The 20,474-nt window shown below is 34.5% G+C and carries 14 protein-coding genes; 10 read left to right on the forward strand and 4 right to left on the reverse strand.

Going from position 1 to position 20,474, the window contains the following annotated elements; all coding sequences use genetic code 11:
- Both L0669_RS03315 and L0669_RS03320 read right to left on the reverse strand, forming a co-directional pair.
- Nucleotides 1–2,373, reverse strand: a complete 2,373-nt coding sequence (locus tag L0669_RS03315; protein ID WP_263761300.1) for a hypothetical protein — start codon at nt 2,371–2,373, stop codon at nt 1–3.
- Entirely contained in the window at nt 2,333–3,337 is a 1,005-nt protein-coding gene (locus L0669_RS03320; protein ID WP_263761302.1) for a hypothetical protein, read from the reverse strand. The genes L0669_RS03315 and L0669_RS03320 overlap by 41 nt, the downstream gene beginning before the upstream one ends.
- Before the next feature lie 174 nt (nt 3,338–3,511).
- Here L0669_RS03320 and L0669_RS03325 point away from each other — a divergent pair, with 174 nt between their 5' ends.
- On the forward strand, nt 3,512–5,200 hold the full coding sequence (locus L0669_RS03325; protein WP_263761304.1) for an Ig-like domain-containing domain: 1,689 nt from the start codon (nt 3,512–3,514) through the stop codon (nt 5,198–5,200).
- Here the strand turns inward: L0669_RS03325 and L0669_RS03330 are convergent.
- Nucleotides 5,197–5,964, reverse strand: coding sequence for an amidohydrolase (locus L0669_RS03330; RefSeq protein WP_263761306.1), 768 nt, complete (start codon nt 5,962–5,964; stop codon nt 5,197–5,199). The genes L0669_RS03325 and L0669_RS03330 overlap by 4 nt on opposite strands.
- A gap of 234 nt (nt 5,965–6,198) precedes the next feature.
- On the opposite strand from L0669_RS03330, the gene L0669_RS03335 reads away from it, so the two are divergent.
- The 8 genes from L0669_RS03335 (at nt 6,199) to L0669_RS03370 (ending at nt 17,144) form a co-directional block, all read left to right on the forward strand.
- On the forward strand, nt 6,199–9,354 hold the full coding sequence (locus tag L0669_RS03335) for a SusC/RagA family TonB-linked outer membrane protein (RefSeq protein ID WP_173971009.1): 3,156 nt from the start codon (nt 6,199–6,201) through the stop codon (nt 9,352–9,354).
- Between the two features lie 34 nt (nt 9,355–9,388).
- Complete coding sequence (locus L0669_RS03340; protein WP_263761307.1) at nt 9,389–10,918, forward strand: SusD/RagB family nutrient-binding outer membrane lipoprotein; 1,530 nt, start codon at nt 9,389–9,391, stop codon at nt 10,916–10,918.
- Nucleotides 10,919–11,137: 219 nt separating this feature from the next.
- The gene (locus L0669_RS03345) at nt 11,138–12,457 is read left to right on the forward strand and encodes a GntP family permease (protein ID WP_263761309.1); all 1,320 of its coding nucleotides are present in this window, start codon (nt 11,138–11,140) and stop codon (nt 12,455–12,457) included.
- Nucleotides 12,458–12,461: 4 nt separating this feature from the next.
- The gene (locus L0669_RS03350) at nt 12,462–12,929 is read left to right on the forward strand and encodes a RidA family protein (protein ID WP_089478791.1); all 468 of its coding nucleotides are present in this window, start codon (nt 12,462–12,464) and stop codon (nt 12,927–12,929) included.
- A 216-nt stretch (nt 12,930–13,145) separates the two neighbouring features.
- Complete coding sequence (locus L0669_RS03355) at nt 13,146–14,174, forward strand: sugar kinase (protein ID WP_263761311.1); 1,029 nt, start codon at nt 13,146–13,148, stop codon at nt 14,172–14,174.
- A gap of 9 nt (nt 14,175–14,183) precedes the next feature.
- Nucleotides 14,184–14,831 (forward strand): bifunctional 4-hydroxy-2-oxoglutarate aldolase/2-dehydro-3-deoxy-phosphogluconate aldolase, encoded by a 648-nt coding sequence (locus L0669_RS03360; protein WP_263761314.1) that lies wholly within the window; start codon nt 14,184–14,186, stop codon nt 14,829–14,831.
- Between the two features lie 4 nt (nt 14,832–14,835).
- Nucleotides 14,836–15,951, forward strand: coding sequence for a D-TA family PLP-dependent enzyme (locus L0669_RS03365; RefSeq protein ID WP_263761316.1), 1,116 nt, complete (start codon nt 14,836–14,838; stop codon nt 15,949–15,951).
- A 122-nt stretch (nt 15,952–16,073) separates the two neighbouring features.
- A complete protein-coding gene (locus L0669_RS03370; RefSeq protein WP_263761318.1) occupies nt 16,074–17,144 on the forward strand; it encodes a dipeptidase in 1,071 nt (356 codons plus the stop codon).
- Here the strand turns inward: L0669_RS03370 and L0669_RS03375 are convergent.
- Complete coding sequence (locus tag L0669_RS03375) at nt 17,141–17,920, reverse strand: DeoR/GlpR family DNA-binding transcription regulator (protein ID WP_173971016.1); 780 nt, start codon at nt 17,918–17,920, stop codon at nt 17,141–17,143. The genes L0669_RS03370 and L0669_RS03375 overlap by 4 nt on opposite strands.
- 190 nt (nt 17,921–18,110) lie before the next feature.
- On the opposite strand from L0669_RS03375, the gene L0669_RS03380 reads away from it, so the two are divergent.
- Nucleotides 18,111–20,414 carry a family 20 glycosylhydrolase gene (locus L0669_RS03380; RefSeq protein ID WP_263761320.1) on the forward strand — a complete coding sequence of 768 codons (2,304 nt, stop codon included), beginning with the start codon at nt 18,111–18,113 and terminating at the stop codon, nt 20,412–20,414.
- The last annotated feature ends 60 nt before the right edge of the window (nt 20,415–20,474 follow it).

Here is a 20,474-nt window from a genome sequence, read left to right on the forward strand (position 1 = left end):
TTACTGATTAACATACGTATTAAAATAACCACATTCGGCGATTACATCCTGATAATATTTAGTATCTGAGTAATCTTTCTTTAAAGCCTTAAAACCGCTCCAGGCAATAAAATTAATTTTATCATCATTTGCTTCCCACCAATTTTTCAGATCATTATACTTATTATTATAATAGTCGTTACGCTCACATTTTGCCAGCATATAAATACATTTTGCTTTTTGTTCTTTTGTAGTTGCGGCTTCAAAAGCTTTTTGATAATACATTTTAGGAACATCGCAATTGGTAATCATTTTTTTCATTGAATCCCTAAATGAATAAGGATTCGAACCATAACCTACAATACTAATTTCATAGAAAGTTCTTCCATTTCCGAAATGACTAATATTATAAAACGCATTTCCTAACAACAAACTATTGGTATAAACATCTTCTTTTTGAGCCAGTTTATCCTGCATTGCTTTTACCGTATTCAAAAATTCAAGTTGCGAGTATTTCTTCTTTTGTGGTGCTGAATGATCACAATCGTGACAATCTTTAATATTTCCATTAAAAGGATTTCCTAAAAAAGTATAATATTGAACAGAATCTGTTTGCTGAATAAAAGTAATCGCTTCAGAAATTTTATTTTTGAATGTTGCCTGAACAGCCTGAAAATTATTAATATCTTTCAATTTCAAATAATAAATTCCAGCTCCAATTTTCTCAATTTCGGTTTTATTTGGCTTAGCCAAAAATCCTTTCATATCTAACAAATTCTTTTCATTATCATAAAAGGCATTTCCTCCACCCCAATAATACAAATTAGAATGAGAATCACCTCCAAACAGCTCTACCATCACAGGATTTTGCTTTGCTCTATATAATGTAGCCAAATAGTTCTTGCTCCATTGTGCTGCATTTTGATAACGAAACTCCTGACCTTTATATGTCTTTGGAAGTTCCTGAAATAACCAGTTCAAATCGGCTAAAATCGTTTTTTCGTTTTTATCGGTAAGCTTATCGATTTTACTCATGTTATTTACAAAACGAAGCAAACGCAATTGGTAATTTGCCAGCTCAGTTTTCGGCATGGTTTTCTCCGCTTTATTCAGATTATTATCTGCGGCAGCATAATCTCCTTTCAAAGTCTGTAAATATCCCAGTGAAATATCCCATAAATATGGCTTTTCTGTATTTCCTGCTGTTGCAATTTTAGCTACTAAATCGAAAGCCTTTGCATTCATTTTAGCTTTATTAGCTTCTCTGTTTTCAGCAACTGTTTGTTTCACAACAGGCGAATTATAATCGTCAGCATTTGTTTTTACCTCAAATGAATTGTTGATGCTTTGCTCCTGATTATTCACCAATCGGGTTAGTAAATAATTAAGGTGCTCACTTTTTGGATCTAAATCATAAATTTTTCCGATAGCCTGAGTTTCATCTTTATAATAACCATGAATTGCCCAAAGTGCCGCTTTTTCTTTATTACTTTTTGCCATTGCAAGAGACTTATTCCAATCGGCATCATTTTGCGGATGAAAACTATACGCTGTCACAACTCTTAATTCAGGACATTTATCAAATACCTGCGCATATAAATAATTTGAAGTTGAATATTTTTTCTGTTGATGATTTATCCCTGCAACATACGCAAGAGCTCGGTAATACAAGGTGTTTTTTACTACAGAAGCTTCGGTTTTATTAAAAAATTCAATTGCTTTTTTCTTGTTACTACTATAAAAATAAGCTTTCATAGTAAGGAACCAATATCTGTTTTTTAAAAACGAATCAGCGGTTGTATTGTAAACATTCTCTATAGACTGAATCATTTTTAAATCATTAAAAGTTTTGGCAACAACAGGGTCATAACTCCAATAATCACTATTAATAGATACCGTTTCTATCTTTTGTGCCAAATACAAAAACTCGACAAAGCTTTTTACTTTGACATCTTTTAAATCAATCTTTTTACCCCATTTTAATGAAGTTTGATTTTCTTTTTTATTTTTATAGAAAACATGAAGCTGCAAAATATCTGTTTTATTTTGAGGTGCTTTTTTCTCTGAAGAATATCTTGTCGTTTCTTCTCCAATTAAAAAATAACTTACGGTTGTAGTATCAACTTTTCCTTTTAGGTAATTTGCCCAATCTGATTTTATATTTTTATTGAAACGCGAGTTGTGCTCGGTATCAAAACCTATTCCGTAAAAAATAGCTCCCGATAAAAAAAGCGGTGAATAAGATTTATCCGTAAATGTTTCTGGTGTAAAATTAGAATTATAACCAAAGAAATCCCAATCATCTCCTCCTCCACACGCATAAATAACACCATATACAAAAAGTAAAACAGCACTAGAAACAAGAAATAACTTGTTTAAAAATATTCTTTTCATAGTTTTTAATATTGAATTCGTCTAAATCGTAAAATATAATTTCTCTTGGAGCCTGCACCAGATTTTCATCTAAATCATTGACCATTTCTTTCAAATCTTTTGCAGAAATTGCTTCTATTTTGAGCAAGTCATTTTCCTCATAAAAAACGCCATTTTTATAATTGGATTTTTTCACCTTAAAAAAAATAGCTCCTGTTTTCTCAAAATTAGAATCTTTTTCTAGTTCGCTAACATTTAGTTTTGAGCGCAAACCAATTACTTTTTGATCTCTAATATGCACTCCCCATGAATAAATTGGCAAAGCAAAATCAAGGTGCAATGGATATTTTTTTAAACTCTCAAGATATCTTTCGGCGATTTTTTTACTGTAAATTGAGTTTTCTGCATCTGGCGCAATCGTTCCCATATTATAATACATCAAAACTCCGGAATCTACATTTGGAATTTTCGTTTTCTTAAAATATTTTACCTGATGCAATCGAATTGTTGCCGAAAGTTTTTTGTGCGAAAGCTGCTTAAATCGTTCAATAAATTTAAGATAATGATCCTTACTTTTTAAAGTCCAGTCACAATCGATTTGAATTTCCTGACACGAAATTTTATTCTTTGCATTAATTTCCTCAACCAGACGAATTGTTTTCTGAGCCAGATCATCAATATCAAGATTAGGCAACAGCATGACTTTATTTTGAATAAAAACTACGGGAACAATATCAAAATCATTGCTATTTTCCTGAAAACGAATAGGACTTATTGGGATTGGTTCTTTAGTCTGGGGATGCAAACCTATATCAAAATAGCGAATATAAAGCTTACTCACTTCATTATCCTGCAAAACTTCTTTCTCTGTTGGAGATAATTTAAAAATGGTTTTCCAATAATAAAAAGCTACGATTGGCTTTTCATTTTTACCACAAGAAATCAGTAAAAGGAATAATAAACCAACGAAAAATCTTTTTATCAAAACTGGGAAAAATTATATTTGAAATCAAAAGTAAGAAATTATATCATGGCGATGATTTCAAATTCAAAAAAAATAGAGAAACAAATGAAAGCTGTAAATCCTAATAAATGGATAAAAAATTTCAATTAAAGCAAATATAATCGTTATTTTGTGCAATCAAATTCAGAAAACATTATGTTGAAAAACAACTTCAGATATATTTCATTTTTACTGGTATTTTTAATGTTGAGTTGCGCCAAGCGAGGCAGCATTACCGGCGGATTAAAAGATACTCTTGCTCCGGTTTTAAAATACAGTTCTCCAAAAAACATGACCACTAATTTTGAAGGTAATGAAATTATTTTAGGATTTGATGAATATGTAAAGCTTAAAAACCTGAACAAACAGCTTATTATTTCGCCTCCGATGAAACATGAGCCGTTGATTTTACCAACAACTGCAAGTAAAGTTATCACGATAAAAATAAAAGATACTTTACAGCCCAACACAACTTACAGCTTTAACTTCGGGCAAAGTATTGCGGACAATAATGAAGGTAACGCCATCAATCAATTTAAGTACATTTTCTCAACAGGACCATATATTGACTCACTTTCGATTAGCGGACAAATTAAAGATGCTTATGAAAAAAATGTAGACAATTTTGTTTCCGTAATGCTTTATGAGGTAAATGACACTTTTAAAGACTCTTTGATTTACAAACAAAGTCCAAGATATATTACCAATACCCTAGACAGTTTAAGAACTTTTAAGTTAGAAAATTTAAAAGCGGGAAAATATTTATTGGTTGCATTGAAAGACAAAGGCGGCAATAACAGATACAATCCAAAAGATGATAAAATTGGATTTCTTAAACATTATATCACAGTTCCAAACGATACTATATTTGAATTAGAATTGTTTAAAGAAGTTCTTCCGCTTAAAACATTCAAACCTATTCAGGCATCAGGAAACAGATTATATCTTCCTTATGAAGGCAAACAGGACTTTAGAACTTCTAAACCTAAAATTGTTCTTAAACATAATAATGAAGTTTTAGAAACTATCGTAACGGCTTTTCCTAAAAAAGATTCCTTACAAATTTGGTACAAACCTATAAAAGCAGATTCATTATCGCTGGAAGTAAGCAAAGACAATTACAACAAAAAGTTTTCTTTTAAAGTAAAAGATCAAAAGAAAGATACTTTGAATATTACTGCATTGCAAAACGGAGTAATTAATTTCAGAGACCGTTTTACTTTAGAATCCTCAACACCATTGGTTAAATTTGATAAATCAAAAATTAGATTAGTCAATAAAGATTCTGTTGCTGTAGACTTTACCACAGAATACAATGAATTTGAACAAAAGTTATATGTGGACTTTAAAAAAGAACCGGTCGAAAAATACAATGTTACCTTTTTTCCGGGTGCTTTGACGGATTTTTATGAAAAGACCAACGATACTTTGGCTTATAAATTAACCACCAAAGAACATTCTGACTACGGAAATCTTGTTTTGAATTTACAAAACGTAAAACGTTTTCCTATCATAGTTGAAACTACTAATGCAAAGGGAGATGTTGTATATGCAAGTGATTACTCTGAAGGAAAAACCAAACTTGAATTTAATTTAATGGTTCCCGACAAATTTACCATTCGAATTATATACGACGACAATAAAAACAAAAAGTACGATTCAGGAAACTTTTTGAATAAAACCTATGCCGAAGAAGTGTTTTACTACCAAACAGAGGTTGACGTACGAACGAATTGGGATGTTGATCAAGCCATAGATTTAAGCGTTCCGTTTAGTCCAGAAGTAGAAAAGAAGAAAATAGAGAAAAAGAAAAAAGAAGATGCCAAGAAGCGAACCGCATTCTAGATCTTAATCTCGAAAATATCTTTATCACTTAAAAAATCGAGTTTTTCACGAGTTTCCAGCATGATGTTTTTATCCAATTCAACGATAAAAACAGCTTCGGATTCTTGGGGTTCTAAAATAAAATTTCCTAGAAAATCAATTGCTTGCGAATGCCCAATGTGTTCGTAATTGTTGGCGTCAAGTCCTACTCTATTTACACCCAATACGTAACTTAAATTCTCAATTGCTCTTGCTTTTAGCAGGGAATCCCAGGCATTAGTACGCACTTTTGGCCAATTGGCAACGTATAAAAGCAAGTCATAATTTTCGACATTTCTGGCAAAAACCGGAAATCTTAAGTCGTAACAAACTTGCAGACAAATCTTCCAATCAAGGTATTCTACAATTACTTTTTTATTTCCGTTGGTATAGAATTTATCTTCTCCCGCAAGTGAAAATAAATGGCGCTTGTCATAATGCTGAATTTCTCCTGACGGAAAAACAAACAGCATTCTGTTATAATACTTCTCATTTTCGACAATAATCAAACTTCCCGTAATGGCGAAGTTTTTTTGTTTTGCTAAAGATTTCAGCCACGAAATGGTTTCACCTTGCATAGTTTCGGCAACTTCAACAGCATTCATAGTAAATCCTGTCGAAAACATTTCCGGAAGCACGACCAAATTAACCTCAGAATCGATCTGATTTATTTTCGATTCAAAGTTTTTTCTGTTTCTCGAAGCGTCTTCCCAATAAAGATCTGATTGTATAATTGCGATTTTCATATTTCAAAAATACGAATTTTAAGATTAAAATATATTTTTATAAAAAAAGCATTATCTGCAAAATTTTCTCAAAACACCGCCAAAAATCACACTTCTTTTAAGAATTAAAAATGCTTCACGAAAAAATATTGCAAAAAATATGCGCTTTGTGCAAAAAATATGCAAATGTGAAAAATAAATTTTTATATTTGATCGCCAATAAAAACCAAAAGAAAACATGAAAACCAAACAATTATGAAAACAAAGCTAATTTCATTAGTGTTTATTGGGGGGATGATCTTCTCAGCAAATGCAAAAGAGGCTGCAATTAAAAAGCATCTCTTTGAACAAAAAAGCAATCAGACAGAAATTTCAGGCCAAGTAGTTGGTCAGGATGACGGAATGCCAATTGCCGGAGCAACGATTTATGCAAAAGGCAATAATAAAATAGCTACCATAACTGACGAAACCGGAAAATTCAAACTAAATGTTCCGGAAAACGAAACTCACATCATCGTTACTTACATGGGTTATGCATCTTTAGAATATAAATTAGACAATACACAAAACTTAGTTATAAGCTTAAAACCTGCCGAAAATGTTTTAGATCAGGTTTTGGTAACAGCATTAGGGGTTAAAAAAAGCAGTAAATCTGTTGCCTATGCCGTAACTGAGTTAAAGGGAACTGAATTTACAAAAGCGAAAGAAACCAATATCGCTAATGCATTAGTAGGTAAAATTGCAGGTGTAAACGTGAGCAGCACCGCAACTGGTCCTAACGGTTCGAGCAGAGTTGTAATTAGAGGTAACGGATCGCTAAACGGAAATAACCAGCCGATGTATGTGGTCAACGATTTACCAATAGACAATACGCAATTGAATTTGCCTGGAATTGGTAACGGACCAGGATCAACCAGAATAAATGTTGACCGAGGTGACGGAACATCTGTTATTAACGCGGATGACATTAAAACCATCACTGTTTTAAAAGGCGGAACGGCAGCGGCATTATATGGTGCAAATGCTGCGAATGGTGTTATCTTGATTCAGACTAAACGAGGAGCTGCACAAAAAGGAATTGGAGTAGATTATAATACTTCTTTTACTTTTGAAACGCCATCAATCATACCAGATTGGCAATATGAATATGGTTCAGGAGCACTTGGAAAAAAACCTACAACACAAGCCGAAGCTATAGCAGCAGGACGCTGGTCTTGGGGAGCTAAAATGGACGGAACAAATGTTGTACAATTTGACGGAGTAGCAAGACCTTACGTAGCTCAAAAAAATAATATCAAGAACTTTTACGAAACGGGAACGACTTTCATCAATTCATTGGCTTTGTCTGGTGGAAATGAAAAAGCGACAGGACGTCTTTCTTTTTCGAACATGGACAATCAGGGTGTGGTACCAAATTCAGATTTTAATCGAAAAAGCATTAACATCGCCAGCAACGTAAACCTAACAAACTGGTTAAAATTTGATGTTGTAGCACAGTACAATATCGAAAAATCAAATAACAGAGTTACTGTTTCTGATGCTGAAGCAAATCCAAACTGGGGAACTTACATGATTGCAAATACTGTAGACATTAGAAATCTTGCTCCTGGGTATGATGAAAATGGCGTAGAGGAAGCGTGGAATCCTGTTGCGGTAGCTACAAACCCTTATTTTGTAGTTAATAAAATTAAAAATAACGATACCAAAAATCGTTTTATCGGAATGTTGAATGTAAAATTAAACTTTACACCAGAACTATTCCTTCAGGGTAGAATTGGTCAGGATTTTACAGATTATCAGTTCTTTGGATACATCCCAAAAACAACTTTAAACAATCCTGTTGGTTATGCTCAAGGTTCAAGAGTTAAAATATCGAATCTGAATTCTGAAGCAATTCTTAATTATACCAAGAAAAACATCGTTGATAATTTCTCTTTAAATGCTTTAATTGGAGTAAACTCACGCACCAATTTAAGAGACGAAACAAGATTTGAGGGTTCTAACTTTGTATTGGATGATTTTTATGCGATAAGCAATTTATCGACTCTTACTTACAGTTATCCTTACGGAAAAACAAAAACAAACTCGGTTTACGCTGCGGCAGATTTCGACTATAAAAATATCGTCTTTTTGAATGTTACCGGACGTCAGGATTGGTTTTCTACACTTTCAAAAGATAACAATACTGTATTTTATCCATCGGTAGGAACAAGTATTATCGTTTCGGATATTGTGAAAATGCCAGAATTTATTTCGTTTGCAAAATTAAGAAGTTCATGGGCACAAGTGGGTGGAGCAACTCCGGATCCTTATGCATTGAACCAATCGTATTCTATGATTCAGGGCGGACACAACGGTCAGCAATTACAAGGACCAACAAGTTCAAGAGTTCCAAATCCTACTTTAAGTCCGTTGACTTCTACAACATTTGAAATTGGAACTGATTTAGGTTTTTTCAACAATCGTTTAAATCTTGATTTTGCTTACTATAACCGTGCTACAACAAATGACATTGTCGAAACTACGATTTCAAATGCTTCAGGGTCTAGTACCGCTTTATTGAATCTTGGAAAAATGAGAAATAAAGGGGTTGAAGTTTTATTGAGTGGAAAAATCATCAATTCAGAAAATTTCTCCTGGGATGCAAGTTTCAACGGATCTTACAACAAAAACACAGTTGAAGCCCTTACAGATCAGTTGAATTCAATTACCATGGCAACTTCTGTAAACGGATATGTAACGATAACAAGTGATGTTGGTCGCCCATATAGTATTATAAAAGGATACAAACCTCGTGTAGATGCAAAAGGAAATACAGTTTATAATGTGAGCGGAGGTTCTGCTACTATCGCGCAAGGTCCGCTTGAAGAATTAGGTCAGGGAGTTCACCCTTGGACAGCGGGAATCAGCAACGAATTCAAATACAAAAACATCTCATTCAGCTTTTTGATCGATGGTAAATTTGGAGGAAGTTTATATTCAGGAACGGATTTATACGGAACTCGTATGGGATTAACAAAATTAACACTTGAAGGTCGTGAAAACGGTTTACCAATAAAAGGAGTTGATACAAACGGAAATCCTGTAGACATGGTTATTGCTCCTGAAAACTTAAGAACATACTATGATGGTTTAAGAAACATTTCATCAACATTTGTATATGATGCAAGTTTTGTAAAATTAAGACAAATCATTCTTGGGTACGATTTACCTATTCAAAGAATCAAAGGATTATCAAAACTTCAGGGAGCTTCTGTTTCATTTATCGCCAGAAACTTATTCATTCTTTACAAGAAAACACCAAACGTAGATCCGGAATCTGTATTTAGTGCAGGAAATGCTCAGGGTGTAGAACAATTTGGAGTGCCAAAAACCAGAAGTTTCGGTTTAAGTTTAAATGTGAAATTTTAAACTCACTTAGTTGCTAATTTTTAAATTAAAAGACATGAAAAAGTTAACCATATTATATATCGCAGGAATACTTTTAGGAAGTATGGCATCCTGTACTGATGATTTTGAAGAAATCAATACTAACCCAAATTCCGTTGCTAAACCAAATCCAAATTTCGTTTTCAGTAAAGCACAACTTGACGGTTTAAACAATAATTATTTCTTTACCAATATTTTAGAATGCGGTGGTATGATTCAGCATTATGCTACTTACAAAGAAGCCTCTGGTGTGGGAGATAAATATTTAAGCAATGAAGTGTACTTTTCAGCTTACTTTAATCAATTGTATCCAACGGCTTTAAACGAAACTGAAATTGTAATAAATGCATTGAAAGCAAATCCAAATGACAGCAACAAACTTAATATTGCCAGAATCTGGAGAGCTTATTTGTATCACAGAACTACAGATTTATATGGAGATATTCCATATTCTGATGCCGCGAGAGCTATTAGTACACAAGTTTTTCTTCCAAAATATGATTCTCAGGAATTCATCTACAAAGATTTACTAAAAGAATTAGACGAAGCTGCAATTGCATTAGATCCTGCAAAGCCAAGTTTTGGCAAAGCCGATTTTATCTATGATGGAGATGTGGCAAAATGGAAAAAATTCTCTTACTCATTAATGCTTCGTTTAGGATTAAGATTAAGTAAAGTTGACCCAGCTTTATCACAAACATGGGTAACCAAAGCGATTGCCGGTGGCGTAATTCTTAACGGGACAGATAATGCTATCATGAAATATACAGACGGACCAAATGATTTCAACAGAAACCCGGTTGGTTTTGATGCACGAAGACAAGATTTTACAGCAGGATCAAATGGTCAAAAAAATGTAGAAGGCGGAAAATTAGCCAAAACATTTATCGATTTACTAAAATCTACTGCCGATCCCAGAATTAGTGTTTACTCAGGTGTTTGGCAGGGATCATCACAAAATACTACTCTTGCGATACAAAAAGGTTTTCCTAACGGAACAAAAACAGCACCTACAGCAGCAGAACAAGGCACTTATTCTGAGCCAAACCAAAGTACTGTTTTTAAATATGATGCTCCATTGGTTCTTTTGAGCAATGCTGAAACCAATTTATATTTAGCCGAAGCCGCTGCAAGAGGATGGTATACTAATGAAAGCGATAAAGATTTATACGAAAAAGCAGTTAAAGCTTCTTTTTTAAACATGGGAATCTACGGCGCAGGTTATGCCATTACAGATGCAACTGCTTATTTAACACTTAATCCGTACAACGCAGCAGGATCATTTGATGCAAAAATGAACCAAATTCATACGCAGTTTTATGTTGCCTTATTTGTAGACGAACAAGAAGTTTATGCCAACTGGAGAAGAACGGGCTATCCTGTTTTAGTTCCTGTTAACTTTCCTGGAAACGTTACAAACGGCACAATCCCAAGACGTTTGAAATACTCAACCAGCGAATATTCAGTGAATTCAACTAACTTAGCAGAAGCGGTTAAACGTCAGGGAGAAGATAGTTTTACAACCAGAATGTGGTGGGATAAATAAAAATAATAAACGTTGACATAATTATTTAAACATATAGAAACCTAGTTTTAATTAAAAATTGAGAATTAAAAATTAAAAACTATGAAACCGCATTTCACATATCGCTATGAGATTTATTATAAGTGAAACGCCTTTTTAGGTTCCAAAAAACTATGTTTCTATGTGTTTAATCAAATTTTCACCAATTACTCTCAACGGAGTTAATAATACAAAAGATAAATGAGCATTTTAATTCTTACGGCATGCATTGCGTTTTTAATCATTCAGATAGCTTGGCTTAAAATCAATCCGTTTATTGCTTTTATCATAACAGCTTTATTAGCGGGTCTTTTTTTAGGACTGCCAATAGAAACTTTGTCACAAACGGTTCAAAAAGGTTTGGGCGAAATGTTAGGATCTATTACTTTGATTATTGTTTTCGGAACCTGTATTGGTAAACTTACCGTTTCATCAGGCGCCGCCAATGTTATTGCCAAAACAGTTATGGGATGGACGGGCAAAAAATACGTTCGCCTTGGCTTAATGATTACCGGATTTATTGTTGGGATACCACTATTTTATAGTGTTGGATTTGTTTTGTTAGTTCCATTAATCTTCTCAGTAGCCCATCAATTTAAACTGTCAAAAGTATATCTGGGAATCCCGATGCTGGCGTCGCTTTCAGTAGCACACGGTTTCTTGCCTCCACATCCGTCTCCAATGGCTTTAAGCAGTATTTTAAATGCTGATATCGGACTCGTTTTAGTCTACGGAATCATCATTGCGATTCCAACTATTTTTATTGCAGGATTGTTATTTTCGAATTTACTCAAAAACATCAAAACCGAATCAGATCATGAAATCCTAAACGTCGAAGAAGTAGTTAATGAAGGGAAACAACCTAGTTTTTCGCTTAGTTTATTCTCCGCCTTATTTCCGGTTTTCGGATTAACACTGACTTCGATATTACCTATGATTTCTAAAAATGAAACTCTGGTTAATATCTGCAAAACGGTTGGAGAACCAAGTATGATTATGCTGATTTCTTTATTGATTTGTACCTATACGTTAGGAATCAGAATGAACAGAAGCATCACATCAGTAATGGATGATTATGCCGTTGCAATAAAAGATGTTGCTTTGATTGTTCTAATTGTTGGTGGAGCCGGAGGTTTAAAAGAAGTAATGATCGTAAGCGGCGTAAACGAAACTATAGTAGCAACTTTAACACAAATAAACATTCATCCATATTTATTGGCCTGGATGATGGCGGCAATCATACGCGTTTGTGTGGGTTCTGCGACAGCAGCCGGATTAATGACTGCGAGCGTTTTATTACCTTTATTACAAACCACCGGACTCGACCCTAACTTATTGGTCTTATCCGTAGGAGCAGGAAGTTTAATGTGTTCGCACGTAAACGACCCAAGCTTCTGGATGTTCAAAGAATATTTTAATATCAGCCTAAAAGACACGTTCAAATCATGGACCGTCATGGAATCTCTAGTATCTGTTTTAGGAATCATTTTCGTTTTTATTTTAAACTCTATAATACATTAATATCATGAATTTATTACCACAAGAAAAATTTGAAACACTTGGTTTGTCTCTTCCACCGGCGCCTCAGCCATTAGGAATATACAAACCCTATTTAGTTGATGGTAAATATTTATACCTTTCAGGTCACGGGCCTGTTAACGACGACAAATCCTTAATCATTGGCCGAATTGGCGATGACATGGATATCGAAGAAGGAAAATTAGCAGCAAGACAAGTCGGATTAACCATGCTATCTACAATTGTAACCAATTTTGGGAGCTTGAATAAAGTAAAACGTGTTATAAAAGTTTTAGGAATGGTCAATTGTAATGGCGAATTCCTGAGACATCCGTACGTAATAAACGGTTGTAGCGAATTGTTTGCTGAAGTTTGGGGACAAGAAAACGGAATTGGAGTAAGAAGCGCCGTAGGAATGGGTTCTTTACCGGACAACATTCCTGTTGAAGTTGAAGCCGTTTTCGAATTATATTAAAAAAAGATATGCCACAGATTACATGATTAAAAAGGATTATTTTCTTTTTTGCCACGAATTTCACGAATTAGCACGAATTATTTTTACACATTGAATTAGTGAAAATTCGTGAAATTCGTGGCAAAAAAACTAAACACACAGTTTATAAATCATTTTAATCTGTAAAATATGTGGCAAAAAAGAAATCCATATAATCTGTGGCAAAAAACAAAAAATATGAATACAACACCACAAACTAGAATTGCAACTTTTGGAGAATTATTACTTCGAATGAGCGTTGCAGATGGAAACCGATTTACGCAGGCCAATGAAATAAAAATTCATGTTGGCGGTGCCGAAGCAAATGTTTGTGTTTTACTTTCTCAACTCGGGATTCAAACCGATTATATTACACGATTACCCGAAAATGATTTGGCACAATTGGCCTTAAATGAACTTCAGAAATACAAAGTAAATACTTCAAAATGTGTTTATGGCGGAGAACGTTTGGGATTGTATTTTGTCGAAGCCGGAAATCAAATCAGGCAATCACAGGTTATTTATGACCGAAGCAATTCGTCTTTTGCAACTATCGAAAAAGATCAAATTGATTGGGATTTGGCTTTCGCCGATGTTACGCACTTTCACTGGTCAGGAATTAGCCCGGGAGTTTCTCATGAAGCAGGTTTAGCATGTAAAGAAGCGATTTTGGCAGCACATAAAAAAGGTTTACCTATTTCGTCTGACTTTAATTATAGATCCAAATTATGGCAATACGGGAAACATCCGTCTGAAATTATGCCGGATTTGCTTCAATACAGCACGATTACTGTTGCTGATTTGGATGCCATTGAAATTTATTTCGGAATCAAAACCGATAAAAACGAATCAGATGAAGCTCGTTTTCAGAAAACATTCGAATTATTAAAAGTAAAAATGCCTCATCTAAAAACATTAGCAATGAGTTTTAGAAAATCTGATGGGCCGGCACATTTATACAAAGGATTACTGATTCATGACGATAATTTTTACCAGACAGAAGAACACAAAATACACGTGCTAACGGATCAAATTGGTTCCGGAGATGCTTTCAACGCTGGATTATTATACGGATTATCAAATAAATTTTCCGGACAAGAATGTATCGAATGGGCAACGGCTTGTGGCGTAATCAAACAAAGCATTCACGGAGATTTCGCGATAACGAATGGGAACGAAATAAGTCATTTCATTAAAAATGGCTCAAGTAATAGAATTAATAGATAAATAAAGAATATGTACAGCATTTTAAAAAAGCAAGGCGTACTACCATTAGTGACCCAAATTAACATTGAAACAGCCCAAATCGTATTGCAATCAGCGGCTGATGCTGGCATAAAAATTATAGAGTTTGCTGCTCGTGCAGATGATGCTAAAGAAGTTTTTAGCCAAATGATAGCCTTTAAAAAAGCAAATAATTTAGATGTAAAAATAGCCGTTGGATCAATTTTAAGCGTCGATGATGCCGAAACGTTTCATCTTCTTGGTGCAGATTGTATCGTTTGTCCGCATACCGATCTTGAAATTGGAAATTATTGTTTCAAAAATAATATCTATTGGATTCCCGGAGCTGCGACATTAAACGAAATACTGCAAGCCAATAAATTAGGAGCCGAAATTGTAAAACTTTTTCCTGCTGATAAAATTGGCGGGCCAGGATATGTAAAAGCAATTAGAGCGCCGTTCCCAAATTTAAAAATAATGCCAACCGGAGGCGTAACGCTCGAAGAAAGCAATTTAAAATCATGGTTCAAGTCCGGAGTAGTTTGCGTGGGAATTGGTTCTAATTTATTTTCGAAAGAAATGCTTTTGAACTTAAATTATGAGCAATCGTTAGAAGCATTTCAAAATTTAATTGAAGTTGTAGAAAAAACCAGAAACTAAAGTTATGCAAAACAATTGGTGGAAAATTAATTCCGAACTCCGCATTGATACGCCATTTTTGGCTGTTTACGAAAATCGTATTCAGGCAAATATTGAGCGTTTGATTGAAGCAGTAAAAGGCGAAACTCAAAAATTAAGACCACACATCAAAACGCATAAGATAGGTGAAATTCTGGATTTGTTTAAAACCTACAACATCAATAAAATAAAATGCGCCACAATTGCCGAAGCTGAATTGGCCGCAATACATGAAATTCACGATGTGCTTCTCGCCTATCAACCTGTTGGCGCTAAAAAAGACAGATGGATTGCCTTGATTCAGAAATATCCCAATGTTGCTTTTTCGACTATTGTTGACAATTTAGATTCAGCGAAAGCCTTAAATGAAAGCGCCGCAAAAAACAATCTGAAACTTACCGTTTATCTGGATTTAAATACCGGAATGAACAGAACCGGAATTTCGGTTTCTAAAAACTGGAAAGCTTTAATTGATGAAATTGTTCTCCTGAAAAACATTCATTTTGCAGGAATTCACATTTACGACGGTCATTTAAAAGGAGATTTAGAACATCGATTTGATACCGCTTCCAATTTATTTTTTAGCATAAACGAAGAAATTCAGGCGATTAATAAAAAACTGGGTTACGAATTAAAAATTGTAGCTGGAGGATCGAATACATTTCCGTTTTATGCGACTCAAAAAAATGTAGAATGCAGTCCGGGAACTTTTGTTTTTTGGGATTCGAATTACCAGATTCATTTACCGGAACAACATTTCGAACCCGCTTTGGTAATTGTTGGAACCATAATTTCAAAACCAACAAGTGCTACTTTTTGTATTGATATTGGATACAAAGCCGTAGCTTCTGAAAACCCGATCGATAAAAGATTGGTAATTTTAAATGATGAAAACTTAATCCCAACGGCACATTCAGAAGAACATTTAATTATAGAAAACAGAGGGAAAAACGAGTATGCTATTGGCGATACCATTTATGCCCAACCGTATCATGTTTGCCCTACTTGCGCCCTTTACGATTCGGTTCAGGTCGTGAATTCGGCACATGAAATTTGTGATCAATGGCTGGTTGTTGCCCGCAGGAGAAAAATTAATATCTAGCAGCAGAAAAAATAGAATAAAGAATAGAAAATAGAGCGAAAAAGAAAGAGAATAGACCTCATAATAACATTTGTCTGGAAAACCTCTGAGCCTTTGGATCTTTGTGCCTTAAAAAAAATAATATGTTTATAATAGACGCCCATTTAGACCTGAGCATGAATGCGATGGAATGGAATCGAGATTTAAGAAATGACGTACCAACTTTGCGTCATCTCGAAAAAGGAATGACGGACAAACCAGATCGCGAACGCGCAACGGTTTCGTTTCCGGATTTACGACGTGGTAATATTGGTATTGTAGTCGCGACTCAAATTGCACGATTTGTAAAACCGGACAGTATTATTCCGGGTTGGAATTCTCCTGAACAAGCCTGGGCACAAACTCAAGGCCAACTTGCGTGGTACAAAGCCATGGAAGAAGCCGGAGAAATCACTGCAATTACAGACAAAAAATCATTACTAAAACAAATTGATTTATGGAATGACGGAACGCCAAACGATAAAAAACCTATTGGTTATATTTTGAGTTTAGAAGGCGCAGATTCCATTATTGATGTTTCATATTTAGAAAAAGCATACAATTACGGATTGCGTGCCATTGGTCCTGCGCATTACGGACCCGGACGTTACGCAAACGGAACGGACGCAACCGGAAAAATGAACCAAAACGGCCTTGATTTATTGAAAGAAATGGAACGTTTAAACATCATTCTGGATGCAACCCATTTATGCGATGATGCTTTCTGGCAAGCTTTAGATCATTATCAAGGGCCAGTTTGGGCAAGTCACAACAATTGCAGAAGTCTGGTAGATCACAATCGTCAATATAGCGATGAAATGATTCAAGCATTAATTTCTCGTGGAGCCGTTATTGGCGGTGCTTTAGATGCCTGGATGCTAGTTCCGGATTGGGAAAGAGGCGTTTCGACACCAAAAGGTACAAATTGTAATCTTGAAACGGTTTTCAAACACATGGATCACATTTGTCAATTGGCCGGAAATACCAATCATATTGGTGTAGGATCAGATTTGGATGGCGCTTTTGGTACAGAACAAGGTCCGTATGATTTAGATACCATTGCCGATTTGCAAAAATTGGTTTTGATCTTTAAAAACAACGGCTATTCTGATGAAGATTTAAATAAAATCTTTCACCAAAACTGGATCAATTTCTTAATGAAAAATTGGGATTAAATAAAGACTAAACTTGGAACTGCCTTCTTATACGACTGTAATTTTTCGTCGTTTGGATCAACTTCTGTAACTACATAATTAACCTCGGATAAGTTGGCAATTTTCATTTTTAGAACCGTGTCAAGTTTTTCAGAAATAGTCAAAATCGCTGTTTTTTCAGAAGCCTGAATCATCGCTTTTTTTACCTGAACGGTTTCCCAATCAGAGTCTGAAAAACCACCTTCGATATCTAAAGCATTGGTTCCTAATATTAATAAATCGACTTTAATATTAGCCAATTGATTGTAGACATCGCCGCTCACACACATTTGGCTGTAAGATGAAATGCTGCCGCCAATCATGATAATTTTAACATTAGGTTTATCCAGAAGTTCAACTGCAGATAAAACGGTAACAGTAAAAATAGTAAGATTTAAATCATCAGGAATTAAACGGATGAATTCACGAATTGTAGTTCCTCCGCCAATCAACAAAACCATTCCGTCATGAAGTAAACCTAAAGTTTTTTGCGCAATGATTTGTTTGGATTCGCCTGCATAAGTTTGATTATTGGCCGAAGAATGGTGATAGGCTTTTGTCATCGCACCGCCTTTTACCTTAATCAATAAAGATTCTGATTCAAGTTCATTTATATCACGTCTCACAGTATCTTCTGAAACAAATAATTTGGCAGAAAGCGTTTCAAAACTTACACGAGTATGCAAGTTTATCTCTTTTAAAATAAGATTTTTACGTTCTTCCTTAGTGTAATTTACCACTTCATTATCATTACTCATGCAAATTCATTTTTGTTATGGACAAATGTAAACAATAAATGCAATATTATTGCGAAACAAATTATAACACAAAGTAATAAAAAAGTTAATTCGTCTATTTTAAAGACATTTAAGCATAAATTCATTTTGCAAAAAAAATGCAAACTAATTTACAAACCTTAAATTTGTTTAACAAATCAAAAAAACAACCATGCAAAAAAGCCTATTCCTCTTTTTAATATTTTGTTTTTCTTTCGGAAATGCCCAAACCTCTTTCATAAACAATACTATCATTCCTGCTCCCAATTCATACAAAGCAACCGGAGATAGTATTCGTTTAAACGGACAGATAAAATTTACTTTCGAAAAAAATAAATTCAGCGCAAGAGAACTCAAAACTGCACAAATTTTCGAATCGGCTATCAACTCTACTACTTCAAATAAAAAAAGTAACATCGAAGTTTTATTCATTGCTAAAAATCCATCCGCATCTTTAAAAAAAGAAGCGTATAAAATAACTATTACTCCAAAAAAAATTACGGTTACCGGTAGCGAAGAAGGATTATTTTATGCCGTGCAAAGTTTATTACAGCTTTTACCTAATAAGCCAAAAAATCAGGAAATAAAATTGCCTTGTGTTACCATCGAAGATGAGCCCAGATACGATTACCGCGGACTTCACCTCGATGTTTGCCGTCATTTTTTCTCTGTAGACGTTATAAAAGATTTTATCGCACAAATGTCTAGTTATAAATTAAATAACTTTCATTGGCATTTAACCGACGATCAGGGATGGAGAATTGAGATAAAAAAATATCCAAAACTGACTGAAGTAGGTTCTAAAAGAGCACAAACTTTAGTGGGAAATAAATTCGAAAGATTCCCGTATTTTTTTGACGGAAATCCGTACGGAGGGTTTTATACGCAGGAAGAAATCAAAGACGTTGTAAAATTTGCCGAAGACCATTATGTGAATATTATTCCGGAAATCGAAATGCCCGGTCATGCAACCGCAGCAGTTACGGCTTATCCTAATTTATCTTGTTTCCCAAATCGTCAATATAAAGTGATAGAATATTGGGGTGTTTTTGATGATATTTTCTGCGCAGGAAAAGAAGAAACTTTTACTTTTTTAGAAGATGTTCTAACCGAAGTGATGGCTTTATTTCCAAGTAAATACATTCATATTGGTGGAGACGAGTGCCCGAAAACAAGATGGAAAGAATGTCCGAATTGTCAAAAAAGAATCAAAGATTTAGGATTGAAAGACGAACATGAATTACAAAGTTATTTAACAATGCGAATCGAAAAATTCCTGAATGCAAACGGAAGACAAATTTTAGGCTGGGACGAAATGCTTGAAGGTGGGCTTGCGCCAAATGCTGCTGTAATGTCATGGCGAGGCGAAGCTGGTGGAATTAGCGCTGCAAGACAAAAACATAATGTAATCATGAATCCCGAACAAGTTTTGTATCTGGATTATAATCAGGGATATTCTCCGCAAGAGCCTTTAACAATTGGAAGATTAACCACGGTTGAAAAAATGTACAACTATAACCCAACGCCTGTTGATAGTTTGACCGTTGACGAACAAAAATATATTATAGGCGTGCAATCTAATCTTTGGTCAGAATATCTAACAAGTCCGGCGAAGTTAAATTATATGATTTATCCGCGCGTATTTGCTTTGGCCGAAATTGCCTGGACACAACCTCAAAATAAAAATTACAATCATTTTATTTTAAATCAAATTCCATATCATTTAGAAAAACTGGAAGCACAAAAAAGATTGTACAAAGTTCCTAGTCCCTTTGGTTCTAATGAAACGGCATTAATTGCTTCAAAATATGTTTTGGATTTAAAACCAACGATTAAAAACGGACAAATCTTCTACACAATTGACGGATATAATCCAGATGAAACGGCTGAACTTTATACAAAACCTGTAACGATAAATATCCCAAAAGGAGAATTCAGAACTATTAAAACCGTTCAGATTAGTCCAAGCGGAAGAAGAAGTTCTATTAGTAAAATATTAGTTAGAAATCCGGAACTAAAATCGGCTTTGGCCATAAAACCAACTAAGAAAGGTTTGAAATTCGATTATTATACGGGAACCATATTCCAGCAAGTTCAGGATTTAGATTTAGCAAAACCTGTTAATTCAGGCATTTTTGAAGGCGCAATAAGCAGTGAAAAATGGAAATCGAAAACAGAGCGTTATATCGGCTTAAAATTCAACGGATACATCTTTATTCCTGAAACGGCAAATTATACAATTTCGACGCTTTCAGATGACGGATCGAAGCTTTTTATCGATAATGAATTAGTGGTAAATAATGATGGAATTCATTGGCTCAACGAAGCCTATGGAGCTGTAAAACTCGAAAAAGGTTTCCATAAAATAAACATTGGTTATTTTGATCAGATTGGCGGAACTACTTTAACATGCTACATTCAACAGGAAGGAAAAGAAAAACAAGAAATAAGTGCTTCGCAATTGTATTACGAATAAAACATAAAAAAAGGTTCCGACGTATCGGAACCTTTTTTTTATTTAAAACTAAAAGTAATT

The sequence above is a fragment of the Flavobacterium bizetiae genome (assembly GCF_024271895.1).
Lineage (GTDB): Bacteria > Bacteroidota > Bacteroidia > Flavobacteriales > Flavobacteriaceae > Flavobacterium > Flavobacterium bizetiae.

What these genes read in the sequence shown, in the direction of transcription:
- L0669_RS03315 (WP_263761300.1), bottom strand. Translation starts at nt 2,373, where the DNA reads ATGAAAAGAATATTTTTAAACAAGTTATTTCTTGTTTCTAGTGCTGTT.
- L0669_RS03325 (WP_263761304.1), top strand. Translation starts at nt 3,512, where the DNA reads ATGTTGAAAAACAACTTCAGATATATTTCATTTTTACTGGTATTTTTA.
- L0669_RS03330 (WP_263761306.1), bottom strand. Translation starts at nt 5,964, where the DNA reads ATGAAAATCGCAATTATACAATCAGATCTTTATTGGGAAGACGCTTCG.
- L0669_RS03335 (WP_173971009.1), top strand. Translation starts at nt 6,199, where the DNA reads ATGAAAACAAAGCTAATTTCATTAGTGTTTATTGGGGGGATGATCTTC.
- L0669_RS03340 (WP_263761307.1), top strand. Translation starts at nt 9,389, where the DNA reads ATGAAAAAGTTAACCATATTATATATCGCAGGAATACTTTTAGGAAGT.
- L0669_RS03345 (WP_263761309.1), top strand. Translation starts at nt 11,138, where the DNA reads ATGAGCATTTTAATTCTTACGGCATGCATTGCGTTTTTAATCATTCAG.
- L0669_RS03350 (WP_089478791.1), top strand. Translation starts at nt 12,462, where the DNA reads ATGAATTTATTACCACAAGAAAAATTTGAAACACTTGGTTTGTCTCTT.
- L0669_RS03355 (WP_263761311.1), top strand. Translation starts at nt 13,146, where the DNA reads ATGAATACAACACCACAAACTAGAATTGCAACTTTTGGAGAATTATTA.
- L0669_RS03360 (WP_263761314.1), top strand. Translation starts at nt 14,184, where the DNA reads ATGTACAGCATTTTAAAAAAGCAAGGCGTACTACCATTAGTGACCCAA.
- L0669_RS03365 (WP_263761316.1), top strand. Translation starts at nt 14,836, where the DNA reads ATGCAAAACAATTGGTGGAAAATTAATTCCGAACTCCGCATTGATACG.
- L0669_RS03370 (WP_263761318.1), top strand. Translation starts at nt 16,074, where the DNA reads ATGTTTATAATAGACGCCCATTTAGACCTGAGCATGAATGCGATGGAA.
- L0669_RS03375 (WP_173971016.1), bottom strand. Translation starts at nt 17,920, where the DNA reads ATGAGTAATGATAATGAAGTGGTAAATTACACTAAGGAAGAACGTAAA.
- L0669_RS03380 (WP_263761320.1), top strand. Translation starts at nt 18,111, where the DNA reads ATGCAAAAAAGCCTATTCCTCTTTTTAATATTTTGTTTTTCTTTCGGA.